Source organism: Pseudomonas sp. PDM31 (assembly GCF_019218965.1).
Taxonomy (GTDB): domain Bacteria; phylum Pseudomonadota; class Gammaproteobacteria; order Pseudomonadales; family Pseudomonadaceae; genus Aquipseudomonas.
Genome location: NZ_JAHUWS010000008.1, coordinates 171,882 through 186,724 on the forward strand (window position 1 = coordinate 171,882; position 14,843 = coordinate 186,724).

The following is a 14,843-nucleotide window of genomic DNA, read 5'->3' on the forward strand; positions in this document are numbered from 1 at the left end:
TGCAAACAACCGTCCGGAAGCCCACAAAAACAATAACTTTCCAGACCACCTTAATTATTTTTCATTTAATAAAAGTGGTGATTGATCATGCGAATCCTTGTCGTCGAGGACGAGCTCAAAACTGCCGAATACTTGCATCAGGGACTGACGGAAAGTGGTTATATCGTTGACCGCGCGGCAACGGGCGCCGATGGACTGCATCTGGCCCAACAACAGGCTTATGAACTGGTGATCCTGGACGTCAATCTGCCGCAACTGGATGGTTGGGGCGTACTCGAACAACTGCGCCGTACCCGCTCCACCCGGGTGATGATGCTCACCGCCCGTGGTCGGCTTACCGACAAGATCCGCGGCCTGGATCTGGGCGCGGACGATTACCTGGTCAAGCCGTTCGAGTTCCCCGAATTGCTCGCTCGGGTGCGCAGCCTGATGCGCCGCAGTGAAAACATCCCGGTTGCACAGGTGCTCAAAGTCGCCGATCTGGAGCTCGACCCGGGGCGCCACCGAGCCTTTCGTGGCGAGCAGCGCATCGACCTGACCACCAAGGAGTTTGCCCTGCTGCATCTGCTGATGCGCCATTCGGGCGAGGTGCTCACCCGCACCCAGATCATTACCCTGGTGTGGGACATGAACTTTGACTGCGACACCAATGTGGTCGAAGTCTCGATCCGGCGTTTGCGGGCGAAAATCGACGAGCCGTTCGACAACAAGTTGATTCACACCCTGCGCGGTGTCGGATACGTGCTGGAGGCGCGGCCATGAAGCCTGCGAGCCTGTCGCTGCGCCTCGGTCTGACGGTCAGCATTGTCGGGGCGCTGCTGGTGGTGTTCCTGGCGATCCTCGCCTATTTCACCCTGACCCACGAGCTGAACGCGTTATCCAGAGACAGCCTGGCAAAGAAGATGGAGCAGGTGGAACACAGCCTGGCGCTGTACTCCAACCCCGGAGAAATCAGTTCCAAACCGCACATCCTGCTCGACCAGGTCATGGGGCATGACAACCTGACGCTGACCATTTACCCGCGCAGCATTCTGCGCGCCCCGCTATTGAAGTCCGGCACTGGCATGGCCGATCCGCGCCTCGAACTGAAGGCGGTGCGGGCGGCCACCGATCAATTGGCGTACTCGCAAGGCACTGACGACCAGGGCGGAAAATTCCTCACCGCCTCCAGACTGATACGCATCAAGGACGGCACCAGCGTCCCGGTGCTGTTGTCGATGGATAACGCTAACGATCAGGCATTGCTCAGTGCTTATTTGCGTTCGACGCTGATGGCCTTGCCGTTACTGCTGATCTTCATCGGTCTGAGTGCCTGGGTGGCAGTGCAGCGAGGCCTGGCACCGATGCGTGAGTTTCGCAAAGTGGCGGCGATGGTTTCGGCCCAGGACCTAGAACATCGGCTGTCGGTGGTGAACATGCCCCAGGAACTCAGCGAACTGGCCCAGGGCATCAATTTCATGCTGCACCGCCTCGACAACGGCGTGCAGCAGCTATCGCAGTTCTCCGATGACCTGGCCCATGAATTACGCACGCCGATCAACAACCTGATGGGCAAGGCGCAGGTGACGCTGTCCCGGGAACGCACGACCGAGGAGTACAAAGACATTCTGGTGTCGTGTACCGAGGAACTCGAACGCGTCGCGCGCATTGTCTCGGACATGCTGTTTCTGGCACAGGTCAGCCATCCGGCGGCGCTCGCGCCCTTTGAGCTGATTGCCCTGGAAGATGAGGCACTGAAAGTCGCCGATCTGTTTTCCCTTTCGGCCCAGGACAAGCAGATTCACTTGAGTGTGACGGGCAACGCTCGGGTGATGGGCGACCGATTGATGATTCAACGGGCGATCTCGAACCTGCTGTCTAACGCCCTGCGTCACTGCCCGTCCGGGCAGACGGTGGCGGTGCTGATCGAACAGGGTGCGAAACAGGTTTCGCTATGGGTCAGCAACCCGGGCGCCGGCATCGAAGCAAAACACCTTGAACAACTGTTCGATCGCTTTTACCGGGTCGACAGCAGCCGCTCCCGCGCACAAGGCAGCACCGGACTGGGCCTGGCCATCGTACGGTCGATCATGAGCCTGCATCAGGGGGTGGCAGAGGTTGAAAGTGTGCCTGGGACGATGACGGTGTTTCGGTTGGGGTTTCCTGCGGTTGAGGGGGTGGCACACTGAAGTATCCGGCTGTATATCTTGGTTGCCCGTTATGGCCTCTGCGCGAGCAAGCCCGCTCCCACAGGGGATGAGGGTGGACACAACATTTGTAGTCTTGCACCAACAACTGTGGGAGCGGGCTTGCTCGCGAAGAGGCCATAACGGGCACAAACAAAAACGGCACCTTCCGGTGCCGTTCGCGTTTCACCCTACAAGCAATTTACTTACGCGCCGCCTCCCACGACTTCAGCAGTTCGCTGTAACTCACGGTCTCGCCTTTAGGCTTCTCGTTGGCCAGTTTCGGTTTCGGTGCACCCGGCTGGTCGAACCAGTATTGCGCGTCGCGCTCGGGGTTCATTTTCGGTGCGCAGGTGGCCTGGGCCTTCGAGCGCTCCAGACGGGTCATGATTGCATCCTGGTCCTTGGCCAGGCCATCCAGAGCTTCTTGTGGGGTTTTCTCGCCGCTGGCCGCTTCGGCGATGTGGCTCCACCACAACTGCGCCAGACGCGGATAGTCAGGCACGTTGGTCCCGGTCGGGGTCCATTGCACGCGGGCCGGGCTGCGGTAGAACTCCACCAGGCCACCGAGTTTCGGCGCCAGGTCGGTCATGGCCTGCGAGTTGATGTCCGACTCGCGGATCGGCGTCAGGCCGACGATGGTTTTCTTCAGCGACACGGTTTTCGAGGTCACGAACTGCGCGTAGAGCCAGGCGGCGAGTTTCTGTTTCTCAGGCGTGGACTTCATGAACGTCCAGGAACCCACGTCCTGATACCCCAGCTTCATGCCCTCCTCCCAGTACGGCCCGCGTGGCGAAGGTGCCATGCGCCATTTCGGCGTGCCATCGGCGTTGACCACGGGCAGGCCCGGCTTGGTCATGTCGGCAGTGAATGCGGTGTACCAGAAGATTTGTTGGGCAATGTTGCCCTGGGACGGCACCGGGCCGGATTCGGAGAAGGTCATGCCCGCCGCTTCCGGTGGTGCATAGGCCTTGAGCCAGTCGACGTACTTGGTGGTCGCGAAGACCGCCGCCGGGCCGTTGGTGTCGCCACCGCGGGTCACGCTGGAGCCCACCGGATGGCAGTCCTCGACCCGAATGCCCCACTCGTCCACCGGCAAACCGTTGGGGATGCCCTTGTCGCCGCCGCCGGCCATGGAGAACCAGGCATCGGTGAAGCGCCAGCCCAGGGAAGGGTCTTTCTTGCCATAGTCCATGTGCCCATAGACCCGCTTGCCGTCGATTTCCTTGACGTCTTCGCTGAAGAATTTGGCGATGTCTTCATAGGCCGACCAGTTCACCGGTACGCCCAATTCGTAGCCGTACTTTTCCTTGAACTTGGCTTTCAGGTCCGCACGTTCGAACCAGTCGGCGCGGAACCAGTAAAGGTTGGCGAATTGCTGGTCGGGCAACTGATAGATCTTGCCGTCTGGCGCGGTGGTGAAGGAAATGCCGATGAAGTCCTTGAGGTCCAGGGTCGGCGAGGTGAAGTTCTTGCCTTCGTTGGCCATCAGGTCAGTGATCGATTCGGTCTTGCCGTAGCGAAAGTGCGTACCGATCAAGTCCGAGTCGTTGACCCAGCCGTCATAGATGCTCTTGTCCGACTGCATCACCGTCTGCAGTTTTTCCACCACATCGCCTTCCTGCAGCAGGTCGTGGGTCAGCTTGATCCCGGTGATCTCGGTGAAGGCCTTGGCCAGTACCTTGGACTCGTATTCGTGGGTGGCGATGGTTTCCGAAACCACTTTGATGTTCATCCCGCGAAACGGCTCCGCCGCCTTGATGAACCACTTCAGTTCTTCGAGCTGCTGATCCGCCGTCAGGGTGGACGGCTTGAATTCACTGCCGATCCATTTCTTCGCGGCGTCTTCATAAGCATCCGCCCAGGCCGACGCGCTCAAACCGCTGAGTGCCAGCATGGCTGCCAATGAAATGCTATGTCGCAGCTTGTTGTTTTTGTCGAACATAGAGACCTCCTGTTTAGATTGCGGAGCAACATTGCCGAGCGATTCGACTAGCCCCAACGCATCACAGCCAACAGCCACACCAGGGACAACGCGAACGCTACCCAGATGCTCCAGTCGGTGACGCCGATTACCAGCAGATGCAGGTAGGCGCTGCCGAGAAGACCGATGAACAGCCGATCGCCACGGGTGGTGGCAATGGGCAGAAAACCTCGCCGAAGTATGCTCGGCGAACGCAGCTCCCAGGTGGTCATGCACACCAGGATCAAGGCAATCACGCTGAAAAATACCGCCGTCGGGGCGGTCCAGCTCATCCATTCCATCATCAGTTCCTCATACCCGGCCCAGGGCAAAGCCCTTGGCCACGTGGTTGCGAACGAACCAGATCACCAGCATGCCCGGCAGGATGGTCAACACCCCCGCCGCCGCCAGCACGCCCCAATCGATACCGGATGCCGAGACCGTGCGGGTCATCACCGCCGCAATGGGTTTGGCGTTCACCGAAGTCAGCGTGCGCGCCAACAGCAGTTCGACCCAGGAAAACATGAAGCAGAAGAACGCCGTCACACCGATGCCGGAACCGATCAGCGGGATGAAAATCTTCACGAAGAACTTGGGGAAACTGTAGCCGTCAATGTAGGCGGTTTCGTCGATTTCCTTGGGAACCCCGGACATGAAGCCTTCGAGAATCCACACTGCCAGCGGCACGTTGAACAGGCAGTGGGCCAGGGCCACGGCGATGTGGGTGTCGAACAGGCCGATCGACGAATACAGCTGGAAAAACGGCAGCAGGAACACCGCTGGCGGTGCCATGCGGTTGGTCAGCAACCAGAAGAACAGATGCTTGTCACCGAGAAAACGATAGCGCGAAAACGCGTAGGCCGCCGGCAACGCCACTGTCAGGGAAATGATGGTGTTGAGGCTCACGTAATACGCCGAGTTGATGTAACCGGTGTACCAGCTCGGATCGGTGAAGATCACCTTGTAGTTGGCGAAGGTGAAGTCCTGTGGGAACAGCGTCAGGCCACCGAGAATTTCACCGTTGCTCTTGAAGGACATGTTCAGCAGCCAGTAGATCGGCACCAGCAGGAACAGGATGTAGACCAGCAGCGGAATAAGCTTTCTCTTGCTCATGGCGGGCCTCAGCGGTTGGCGTCGGAGTGAGTCATGGCGGTGTAGAACAGCCAGGACACCAACAGGATGATCAGGAAGTACACCAGCGAAAACGCCGCTGCCGGCCCCAGGTCGAATTGTCCTACGGCCATCTGCGTCAGCGTCTGACTGAGGAAAGTCGTGGCATTGCCCGGGCCGCCGCCGGTGAGCACGAATGGCTCGGTGTAGATCATGAAGCTGTCCATGAAGCGCAGCATCACCGCAATCAACAGCACGCTCTTGAGCTTGGGCAACTGGATATGGCGGAACACCGCCCAGGCCGAGGCCCGGTCAATGCGCGCCGCCTGGTAGTACACGTCCGGAATCGCCCGCAGCCCGGAGAAGCACAGTAGCGCTACCAGTGAAGTCCAGTGCCAGACGTCCATCACCAGCACGGTGACCCAGGCGTCCATGGTGTTCGCGGCATAGTTGTAGTTGATGCCCATGGCCTTGAGGCTCGCCCCCAGCAGACCGATGTCGGCCCGACCGAAGATCTGCCAGATGGTGCCCACCACATTCCACGGGATCAGCAATGGGATCGCCAGGATGATCAGCACCACCGACGACCAGCGCCCCTTGGTCGGCATGGTCAGGGCAATGGCGATGCCCAGCGGAATTTCGATCAACAGCACGCAAGCCGAGTAGATGAACTGGCGCAGCAGCGAATCGTGCAGGCGCGGGTCGAGCAACACTTGCCTGTACCAGTCGGCGCCAACGAAGTAGCGGCTGGATTGGTCGAAAATGTCCTGCACCGAGTAGTTGACCACGGTCATCATCGGGATCACCGCACTGAATGCCACCAGCAGGAACACCGGCAACACCAGCCACCAGGCCTTGTTGTTCTGCACCTTGTTCATGGTTGCGCCCCCTGGTTGGCAATTGCTTCGTCAATGGCTTGCGCTTCGAGGAGAAAATCGTCGGCATAGACCATCAGCCACTGCACCGGAAAGCTGATGTAAGCCGTGCCCTGGGGCACCGGCTTGTCTTCGGCCATGCGCACTTTCAGGGTTGCGCCATCGAGGTTCAGGGTCATGATCTTGTACGTGCCGAGGTCTTCGACGTGTACGACCTGTGCCCGTAGCGCGTCATCAAAAGCTTCGTCCCACACATGGACGAACTCGGGGCGGATGCCCACCTTCAGGGTTTTCCATTCGGATTCGGCAATGCGTTGCTGCATGGCTTCGGACAACGGCAGATGGGTCGAGGCAAAACCGACGCCACCTGGTTGCGGCTGCACCTCGATCAGGTTCATCCCCGGACTGCCGATGAAGTAGCCGACAAAGGTGTGGCTCGGTCGTTCGAACAATTCCCTTGGCGTGCCGAACTGCACGATCTGCCCGCCGTACATCACCGCAATCTTGTCGGCGAAGGTCGAGGCCTCCAGTTGATCGTGGGTGACGTAGACCATGGTGATGTTGAACTGCTCGTGAATCTGCTTGAGCTTTCTGCGCAACTTCCATTTCAGGTGCGGGTCGATCACCGTCAGCGGCTCGTCGAACAGGATCGCCGACACGTCGTCGCGCACCAGCCCGCGGCCCATGGAGACTTTCTGTTTTTCGTCGGCGGTGAGGTTGCGGGCTTTTTTACTCAGCAGGTTCTGCAGGTCGAGCACTTCGGCGATTTCCTGCACCTTGCTGAGAATTTTCGCCTCGGCCATGCCTTGGTTGCGCAATGGGAACGCCAGGTTGTCAAACACCGTCATGGTGTCGTAGACCACCGGGAACTGGAAAACCTGGGCGATGTTGCGCTTCTCGGGAGTCAGGTCGTTGACCGCCTTACCGTCGAACAGCACATGGCCTTGGGACGGACTGAGCAGCCCGGAAATGATGTTGAGCAAGGTCGACTTGCCGCAACCCGACGGCCCGAGCAAAGCATAGGCGCCGCCTTGTTCCCAGACGTGGTCCATCTCGCGGATCGCGTAATCCTCAGGTGATGCCGGGGTTTTGGTGTAGCTGTGGGCCAGGTTCTGCAAACGGATTTCGGCCATCAGGCAACCCTCGCGACACGCCGGCCCGGCGCCTGGACCAGCCGCCCCTGCGTATCGAACACAAACAGTTTATGGGTCGGGATGTAGATGCGGATCGGCGCATCGACGTCGTATTCGTGAACACCGGGCAAGTGCAGCACCAGTAAGAAGTGTTCGTTGCGCACATGAAGGAAGGTTTCCGAGCCGCTGATTTCCGCGACCTCGACGGTCACCGCCAACTCCAGGTCATCGTCGTTGCTCGGCACCAGCGAGATATGGCTGGGCCGTACGCCGAAGCGAAACTCGCCCTCGCCCACCGGACGCAGATCAACGTTCAACGGGAAGTGCACGAAATTGGCGAAACTCACTTCGTTACCGGCAATGCGCCCGGGCATCAGGTTGATCGGTGGCTCGGAGAACAGCTCGGCGGCCAGCACGGTTTGCGGCTGGTGATAGACAGCCGAAGACTGCCCGCTCTGGATCACCCGCCCCTCATGCAGAATGGTCGTGGTGCCACCCAGGGCCAGGGCTTCGTTGGGCTCGGTGGTGGCGTAGATCGCGATGGTGTGGCGCGCCTTGAACAGCTCGCGCATTTCCTGGCGCAGCTCCTCGCGCAATTTGTAGTCGAGGTTGACCAGCGGTTCGTCGAACAGAATCAGTTCGGCATCCTTGACCAGCGCCCGGGCCATGGCCGTGCGCTGCTGCTGGCCGCCAGAGAGTTCCAGCGGATAGCGCTGCAGAAACTTCTCGATGCGCAGCATCTTCGCGGTTTCCAGCACCTTGCTATGGATCTGCTCGTTGGAAACCTTGGCCTGACGCAGTGGCGAGGCAATGTTCTCGAACACCGTCATGGTCGGGTAGTTGATGAACTGCTGGTAGACCATCGACACGTTGCGCAAACGCACCGGGCGCTGGGTAACATCGACGCCATTCATCAGCACGCGGCCACTGTCGGGCTTGTCCAGACCCGCCATCAGGCGCATCAGGCTGGTTTTGCCGGACAGCGTGCGCCCCAGTAAGACGTTGAAGGAACCGGGTTCGAAACTCAGGTTGGCATCGTCGATCCAGGTCTGGCCCTCGACGGTGCGGCTGACGTGCTCCAGGGTGAGTGACATGGCTCGGCCTTTTTTATTTTTGGAGTCAAGCGACCGGAGCTACATAGCGACATCTGTGCCAGAAATTACAAGCCATTGATTCAGTTGGGGAATCACTGAAATGGAGATAGGTCTGCGTTCGTTGCTGAACAAAAATGAACAATCCGAAATGAACAATTGAACAGTTCACCGATTGACAGTGAACATTAGTGAACAACACTCTACAGACTGTTCACGGCCCCCTTTCATGAGCCGGCTTGCTGGAGATGGCGTCATCGAAATTGCCATCGCCAGCAAGCCGGCTCCTACAAAGGCGTGGCGTGCCAGAACCGTCACGTGTGATATTCAACGTGATGTGCAAAAACAATAAAAACAAAAAAGCCTGTTCAGAGACTCACTGCCATGGCCGCACCTGCCCAGCCGCTGTCCCACGACGCCATCATCCAGGACTCATGGTCCCGTTGCCGCGCGTTCGGCCTCAATCATCAGAGCACGCCGGCGTTCGACCAAATGCCCGCCGACGGCATTGCACATCTGCTGGAAAGCCAGCATTCACTGGTGCAGACCACCCATCAGGAGGTGCTGCCCTATTACGAGAACATTCTGAGCAATTCCAATTGTCTGATCATGCTCGCCGACAATCGGGGACAGGTCCTGACCTCCTGGGGCACCCAGCGCTTCATCGAACCGAAACTGGCCCGTGGCTTCAGTGCCGGCGCCAGTTGGCTGGAGCATTGCAGCGGCACCAACGCCATCGGCACTGCCCTGGCTTGTGAACAGGCGGTGCACATCGAGCACGACGAACACTTCCTCAAGGCCAACCGCTTCATGACCGGTTCTGCCGCGCCGATTTTCGATGCCGAGCGCAAGATCATCGCCGTGCTCGACGTGTCCAGTGACAGCTACCTGCCGCCGTCCCACACCCTGGGCATGGTCAAGATGATGAGCCAGACCGTGGAGAACCGGCTGATCCTCAACCTGTTCCACGGCCAGCATTTCCAGCTGACGTTCAACACCGGGCTGAACAACCTCGACAGCCAATGGGCCGGCCTGCTGATTTTCGACGAGACCGGCCAGGTGCTGTCGGCCAATCGCCGGGCTGACAATCTGCTCGGTATCAGCCTGTCGCGGGTCAGTATCGAAAGCCTGTTCAAGGTGTCGTTGCTGGAGTTGCTGAATCAGCCCGACGACCTGCCCTTCGCTCTGCAAACCACCGGTCGCAACCGCTTCCAGTGTTTGTTGAAGCGGCCAAAGCAGGTTCCGATAAAGCCCCGTGTATTCACCGAACCGGCCGTGGCCGCTCCAGCGGCGATCAGCCTGAACACCCTGCATTTGGGCGACAGTCGCGTGGAAAAAGCCGTGCGCCAGGCCGAGCGTCTGCTGGAAAAAGACATCCCGCTGCTGATTCATGGCGAAACCGGGGTCGGCAAGGAAGTGTTCGTCAAAGCCCTGCACCAGGCCAGCTCACGCAGTAAACAGGCTTTCATCGCCGTCAATTGCGCGGCAATTCCCGCCGAACTGGTGGAGTCCGAGCTGTTTGGCTATGAAAAAGGCGCGTTCACCGGGGCCAACCAGAAAGGCAGTATCGGCCTGATCCGCAAGGCGGACAAAGGCACCCTGTTCCTCGATGAAATCGGTGACATGCCGCTGCCGACCCAAGCCCGGCTGTTGAGGGTTTTGCAGGAACGTTGCGTGCAACCGGTGGGTAGCAGCGAGTTGTTTGCGGTGGACATCCGCATCATTTCCGCGACTAACCGCTCGTTGCGCGAGCAGGTGCAACTGGGGCGCTTTCGTGAAGACTTGTACTACCGCATCGGCGGCCTGACCCTGGAGCTGCCGCCGTTGCGCGAACGCAGCGACAAGGAGGCGCTGTTCAAGCGCCTGTGGGAACAGCATCGCGAGCCGAGCCAGTGGGCCGGGTTGAGCCGTGAAGTCATGGAGTTGTTCAATCGTCACCCGTGGCCGGGGAATTTGCGTCAGGTGAGCAGTGTGATGCAGGTGGCGCTGGCCATGGCTGAGGACCAGCCGGTGCGGGCGGAGCATTTGCCGGATGATTTTTTTGTGGATCTGGAGATGGAGGCGGTGGAGACGCCGGAACCGTTGCTGGTTGATCTGAATGATGCCGAAGAGCTGAATCGGCAGTTGCAGGCAGTGGGCGGGAATATTTCCTATTTGGCGCGCAGGCTTGGGGTCAGCCGCAATACCCTTTACAAGCGATTGCGCCAGGTTGGCGATTGAATCGGCCGCTCTCCCCTCACCCCAGCCCTCTCCCGAGGGAGAGGGAGCCGACCGAGGTGTCTGTCGCTGTACATCGACCTGAGAGATCGAGTCGATTGTGGAGTCGGCGCAGGATTCGCGTCTTCTGAACCGTCTTTGCCCTCACCCCAGTCCTCCCGAAACGTCGGACCGCCCCAGGGAGAGGGAGCCGACCGAGGTGTCTGTCGCTGTACATCGACCTGAGAGATCGAGTCGATTGTGGAGTCGGCGCAGGATTCGAGTCTTCTGAACCGCCTTTGCCCTCACCCCATCTCTCCCGAAACGTCGGACCGCCCCCAGGGAGAGGGAGCCGACCGAGGAGTCTGTCGCTGTACATCGACCTGAGGGATCGAGTCGATTATGGATTCGGCGCAGGATTCGAGTCTTCTGCACCGCCTTTGCCCTCACCCCATCTCTCCCGAAACGTCGGACCGCCCCCAGGGAGAGGGAGCCGACCGAGGTGTCTGTCGCTGTACATCGACCTGAGAGATCGAGTCGATTATGGATTCGACGCAGGATTCGAGTCTTCCGCACCGCCTTTGCCCTCACCCCAGTCCTCCCGAAACGTCGGACCGTCCCGAGGGAGAAGGAGCCGACCGAGGTGTCTGGCGTCTTACATCGACCTGAAGAACCGAGTCGATTATGGATTCGGCGCAGGATTTTAGTCTTCTGAACCATCCTTGCCTTCACTCCAGCCCTCCCGAAACGTCGGACCGCCCCCAGGGAGAAGGAGCCGACCGAGGTGTCTGGCGTCTTACATCGACCTGAAGAACCGAGTCGATTATGGATTCGGCGCAGGATTTTAGTCTTCTGAACCATCCTTGCCTTCACTCCAGCCCTCCCGAAACGTCGGACCGCCCCCAGGGAGAAGGAGCCGACCGAGGTGTCTGGCGTCTTACATCGACCTGAAGAACCGAGTCGATTATGGATTCGGCGCAGGATTTTCAGGTCGACGGATAAACTGAACATCCCCCGATCAGTCCCCTCTCCCACTGGGAGAGGGTTAGGGTGAGGGGAAACCCACAGACCGCCGCAAAACTTGCAGCCACCACAAAAACAAAAACCCGCACAAGGCGGGTTTTGTCTGTCACACACCAGGCAATCAGTCAGCCAGACGCCAGGTCGTGCCACCCTTGCCGTCTTCCAGCACAACGCCCATGGCGGTGAGCCGGTCGCGGATACGGTCCGATTCTGCCCAATCCTTGCCGGCACGCGCCGCCAGGCGCGCTGCAATCAGCGCCTCAACTTCAGCCGCATCCACGCGCCCTTCAGCGCCGGCCTGCAGGAACTCATCCGCCTCAAGCTGCAACACACCCAGCACGCTGGCCAGTTCCTTCAGGCGCGCCGCCAGACCGGCCGCCGCGTTCAAATCGCTCTCACGCAGGCGATTGATCTCACGCACCATCTCGAACAGCACCGCACAGGCTTCCGGCGTACCGAAGTCGTCGTTCATCACTTGGGTGAAACGCTCGACAAAGGCTTCACCACCAGCCGGCGCCACGCTCGGCAGGCCTTTCAACGCATGGTAGAAACGCTCGAGGGCGCCCTTGGCATCCTTGAGGTTGTCTTCCGAGTAGTTGATGGCGCTGCGGTAATGGCTCGACACCAGCAGGTAACGCACGACTTCCGGGTGGTACTTGTCGAGCACGTCGCGGATGGTGAAGAAGTTGTTCAAGGACTTGGACATCTTCTCGCCATTGATACGGATCATGCCGCAATGCATCCAGGCATTGGCGTAGGTCTTGCCGGTGGCCGCTTCGCTCTGGGCGATTTCGTTTTCGTGGTGCGGGAACTCCAGGTCGCTGCCGCCGCCATGAATGTCGAAGGTCTCACCCAGGCAGCAGGTGGACATCACCGAGCATTCGATGTGCCAGCCCGGACGACCGTCGCCCCATGGCGAAGGCCAGCTCGGCTCGCCCGGTTTGGCGCCCTTCCACAGCACGAAGTCCAGCGGGTCCTGTTTCGACTCGTCGACTTCGATCCGCGCGCCGATGCGCAGGTCTTCGATTTTCTTGCGCGACAGCTTGCCGTAACCCATGAACTTGGCGACGCGGTAATACACGTCGCCATTGCCCGGGGCATAAGCGTAACCCTTGTCGATCAGGGTCTGGATCATGGACTGCATGCCAGCGATGTGATCGGTGGCCCGTGGTTCCATGTCCGGCTTGAGGATGTTGAGGCGAGCCTCGTCCTCGTGCATCGCCGTGATCATGCGCTCGGTCAGCACATCGAACGGCTCGCCGTTCTCCTTGGCCCGATTGATGATCTTGTCTTCGATGTCGGTGATATTGCGCACATACGTCAGGTTGTAACCGCTGAAGCGCAGCCAGCGGGTCACCAGGTCGAACGCGACCATGCTGCGGCCGTGGCCAATGTGGCAGTAGTCGTACACGGTCATCCCGCACACGTACATGCGCACATTGTTGCCATCGAGCGGCTTGAAGACTTCTTTGCTCTTGGTGAGCGTGTTGTAGATCGTAAGCACGTTAGTTCCTTGAATCACTGGCCCCAGGAGTCACGCAGGGTCACGGTACGGTTGAATACCGGCTGACCTGGTTTCGAGTCCTTGATATCCGCGACGAAGTAACCTTCGCGCTCGAACTGGAAACGGTCTTCCGGCTGTGCATTGCCAAGCGAAGGCTCGGCACGACAACCGGTGAGTACCTGCAGCGAGTCAGGGTTGATGTTGTCCAGGAAACTGGCGCTGTCTTCGGCCTTCTCAGGGTTGGCCGAACGGAACAGACGATCGTACAGACGTACTTCGCACTCGACGCTCGCAGCGGCCGGCACCCAGTGGATAACGCCCTTGACCTTACGGCCTTCAGGGTTTTTGCCCAGGGTGTCCGGATCGTAGGAGCAACGCAGTTCGACGATGTTGCCGTCGGCGTCCTTGATCGCTTCGTCGGCGCGGATCACGTAGCTGCCGCGCAGACGCACTTCGCCGCCCGATTCCAGGCGCTTGTAGCCCTTCGGTGGCTCTTCCATGAAGTCTTCACGGTCGATGTAGATTTCCCGGGCGAACGGCAGAGCGCGTACGCCCATGTCTTCTTTCGGGTGGCGCGGCAGTTCGAGGTTCTCGACCTGACCTTCCGGGTAATTGGTGATCACGACTTTCAGCGGACGCAGCACGCACATGGCACGTGGGGCGCTGTGGTCGAGGTCGTCACGAATGCTGAATTCGAGCATGCCGAAGTCGACCACGCCGTCGGAACGGTTGGTGCCGATCATTTCGCAGAAGTTGCGGATCGATTTTGGCGTGTAGCCACGGCGGCGGAAGCCCGACAGCGTGGACATGCGCGGATCGTCCCAGCCATTGACGTGCTTCTCATCGACCAGCTGCTTGAGCTTGCGCTTGCTGGTGATGGTGTAGTTCAGGTTCAGGCGGCTGAACTCGTACTGGCGCGGGTTGGCAGGGACCGGCAAGTGCTCGAGGAACCACTCGTACAGCGGACGGTGGCTTTCGAACTCCAGGGTGCAGATCGAGTGGGTAATGCCTTCGATGGCGTCCGACTGACCGTGGGTGAAGTCATAGTTCGGGTAGATGCACCACTTGTCACCGGTCTGGTGGTGGTGAGCGTGACGGATGCGATACATGATCGGGTCGCGCAGGTTCATGTTCGGCGAGGCCATGTCGATTTTAGCGCGCAGCACGCGAGCGCCATCCGGGAATTCGCCGGCGCGCATGCGGGCGAACCAGTCCAGGTTCTCTTCGACGCTGCGATCACGGAACGGGCTGTTCTTGCCCGGCTCGGTCAGGGTGCCACGGTATTCCTTGGCCTGTTCCGGGCTCAGGTCGTCGACGTAGGCCTTGCCGGACTTGATCAACTCGACCGCCCAGTCGTGCAACTGGTCGAAATACTGCGAGGCGTAGCGCACTTCACCGGACCATTCAAAGCCCAGCCATTTGACGTCGCTTTCGATCGCGTCGATGTATTCCTGGTCTTCCTTGGCCGGGTTGGTGTCGTCGAAACGCAGGTGGGTAACGCCGCCGAACTCCTGGGCCAGGCCGAAGTTCACACAGATCGACTTGGCGTGGCCGATGTGCAGATAGCCGTTGGGCTCAGGCGGGAAACGGGTGACGATCTGCGTGTGCTTACCCGAGTCCAGGTCCGCCTGGATGATCGGGCGCAGGAAGTTGACCGGCACGGCAGGGCCGGTCTTGGCATTCGAGGTAGGGTCGACAGTGGGCTTGCTCATAGGATCCTTGGACGTACAAGTGCGCGGCCGCAAGAAAGGGGCCTGACAAAACAAAGCCGCTATCATAGCCG

Annotated in this window: 11 protein-coding genes; 3 read left to right on the plus strand and 8 right to left on the minus strand. The window is 59.6% G+C overall.

Annotated elements, in window-relative coordinates; translation table 11 throughout:
- Positions 1 to 87: 87 nt before the first annotated feature.
- Both KW839_RS17240 and KW839_RS17245 read left to right on the plus strand, forming a co-directional pair.
- Complete coding sequence (locus KW839_RS17240) at positions 88 to 762, plus strand: heavy metal response regulator transcription factor (protein ID WP_218425009.1); 675 nt, start codon at positions 88 to 90, stop codon at positions 760 to 762.
- Complete coding sequence (locus KW839_RS17245) at positions 759 to 2,168, plus strand: heavy metal sensor histidine kinase (RefSeq protein ID WP_060543539.1); 1,410 nt, start codon at positions 759 to 761, stop codon at positions 2,166 to 2,168. The genes KW839_RS17240 and KW839_RS17245 overlap by 4 nt, the downstream gene beginning before the upstream one ends.
- 199 nt (positions 2,169 to 2,367) lie before the next feature.
- On the opposite strand, the gene KW839_RS17250 is transcribed toward KW839_RS17245, so the two are convergent.
- From KW839_RS17250 to KW839_RS17275, 6 genes are read right to left on the minus strand one after another with little or no spacing between them, the layout of a single operon-like run.
- The gene (locus KW839_RS17250; RefSeq protein WP_060543538.1) at positions 2,368 to 4,110 is read right to left on the minus strand and encodes an ABC transporter substrate-binding protein; all 1,743 of its coding nucleotides are present in this window, start codon (positions 4,108 to 4,110) and stop codon (positions 2,368 to 2,370) included.
- Between the two features lie 47 nt (positions 4,111 to 4,157).
- Positions 4,158 to 4,430 carry a DUF2160 domain-containing protein gene (locus KW839_RS17255; protein ID WP_060543610.1) on the minus strand — a complete coding sequence of 91 codons (273 nt, stop codon included), beginning with the start codon at positions 4,428 to 4,430 and terminating at the stop codon, positions 4,158 to 4,160.
- Between the two features lie 10 nt (positions 4,431 to 4,440).
- Positions 4,441 to 5,241 (minus strand): carbohydrate ABC transporter permease, encoded by an 801-nt coding sequence (locus KW839_RS17260; protein WP_060543537.1) that lies wholly within the window; start codon positions 5,239 to 5,241, stop codon positions 4,441 to 4,443.
- Between the two features lie 8 nt (positions 5,242 to 5,249).
- Positions 5,250 to 6,116, minus strand: coding sequence for a carbohydrate ABC transporter permease (locus KW839_RS17265; protein ID WP_218425010.1), 867 nt, complete (start codon positions 6,114 to 6,116; stop codon positions 5,250 to 5,252).
- On the minus strand, positions 6,113 to 7,246 hold the full coding sequence (locus KW839_RS17270; RefSeq protein WP_218425011.1) for an ABC transporter ATP-binding protein: 1,134 nt from the start codon (positions 7,244 to 7,246) through the stop codon (positions 6,113 to 6,115). Before KW839_RS17270 ends, KW839_RS17265 begins: the two co-directional genes overlap by 4 nt.
- A complete protein-coding gene (locus KW839_RS17275) occupies positions 7,246 to 8,340 on the minus strand; it encodes an ABC transporter ATP-binding protein (protein WP_060543534.1) in 1,095 nt (364 codons plus the stop codon). The genes KW839_RS17270 and KW839_RS17275 overlap by 1 nt, the downstream gene beginning before the upstream one ends.
- Before the next feature lie 381 nt (positions 8,341 to 8,721).
- Between KW839_RS17275 and KW839_RS17280 the strand changes: the two genes are divergently transcribed.
- On the plus strand, positions 8,722 to 10,557 hold the full coding sequence (locus tag KW839_RS17280; protein ID WP_060543533.1) for a sigma-54-dependent Fis family transcriptional regulator: 1,836 nt from the start codon (positions 8,722 to 8,724) through the stop codon (positions 10,555 to 10,557).
- Positions 10,558 to 11,677: 1,120 nt separating this feature from the next.
- On the opposite strand, the gene cysS is transcribed toward KW839_RS17280, so the two are convergent.
- A complete protein-coding gene (gene cysS, locus KW839_RS17285; protein WP_060543532.1) occupies positions 11,678 to 13,060 on the minus strand; it encodes a cysteine--tRNA ligase in 1,383 nt (460 codons plus the stop codon).
- A 14-nt stretch (positions 13,061 to 13,074) separates the two neighbouring features.
- A complete protein-coding gene (locus KW839_RS17290; RefSeq protein ID WP_218425012.1) occupies positions 13,075 to 14,772 on the minus strand; it encodes a glutamine--tRNA ligase/YqeY domain fusion protein in 1,698 nt (565 codons plus the stop codon).
- Positions 14,773 to 14,843: the final 71 nt, after the last annotated feature.

Excerpts from the sequence above, each read along its gene's own strand:
- KW839_RS17240 (WP_218425009.1), top strand. The coding sequence starts at position 88 with ATGCGAATCCTTGTCGTCGAGGACGAGCTCAAAACTGCCGAATACTTG.
- KW839_RS17245 (WP_060543539.1), top strand. The coding sequence starts at position 759 with ATGAAGCCTGCGAGCCTGTCGCTGCGCCTCGGTCTGACGGTCAGCATT.
- KW839_RS17250 (WP_060543538.1), bottom strand. The coding sequence starts at position 4,110 with ATGTTCGACAAAAACAACAAGCTGCGACATAGCATTTCATTGGCAGCC.
- KW839_RS17255 (WP_060543610.1), bottom strand. The coding sequence starts at position 4,430 with ATGGAATGGATGAGCTGGACCGCCCCGACGGCGGTATTTTTCAGCGTG.
- KW839_RS17260 (WP_060543537.1), bottom strand. The coding sequence starts at position 5,241 with ATGAGCAAGAGAAAGCTTATTCCGCTGCTGGTCTACATCCTGTTCCTG.
- KW839_RS17265 (WP_218425010.1), bottom strand. The coding sequence starts at position 6,116 with ATGAACAAGGTGCAGAACAACAAGGCCTGGTGGCTGGTGTTGCCGGTG.
- KW839_RS17270 (WP_218425011.1), bottom strand. The coding sequence starts at position 7,246 with ATGGCCGAAATCCGTTTGCAGAACCTGGCCCACAGCTACACCAAAACC.
- KW839_RS17275 (WP_060543534.1), bottom strand. The coding sequence starts at position 8,340 with ATGTCACTCACCCTGGAGCACGTCAGCCGCACCGTCGAGGGCCAGACC.
- KW839_RS17280 (WP_060543533.1), top strand. The coding sequence starts at position 8,722 with ATGGCCGCACCTGCCCAGCCGCTGTCCCACGACGCCATCATCCAGGAC.
- KW839_RS17290 (WP_218425012.1), bottom strand. The coding sequence starts at position 14,772 with ATGAGCAAGCCCACTGTCGACCCTACCTCGAATGCCAAGACCGGCCCT.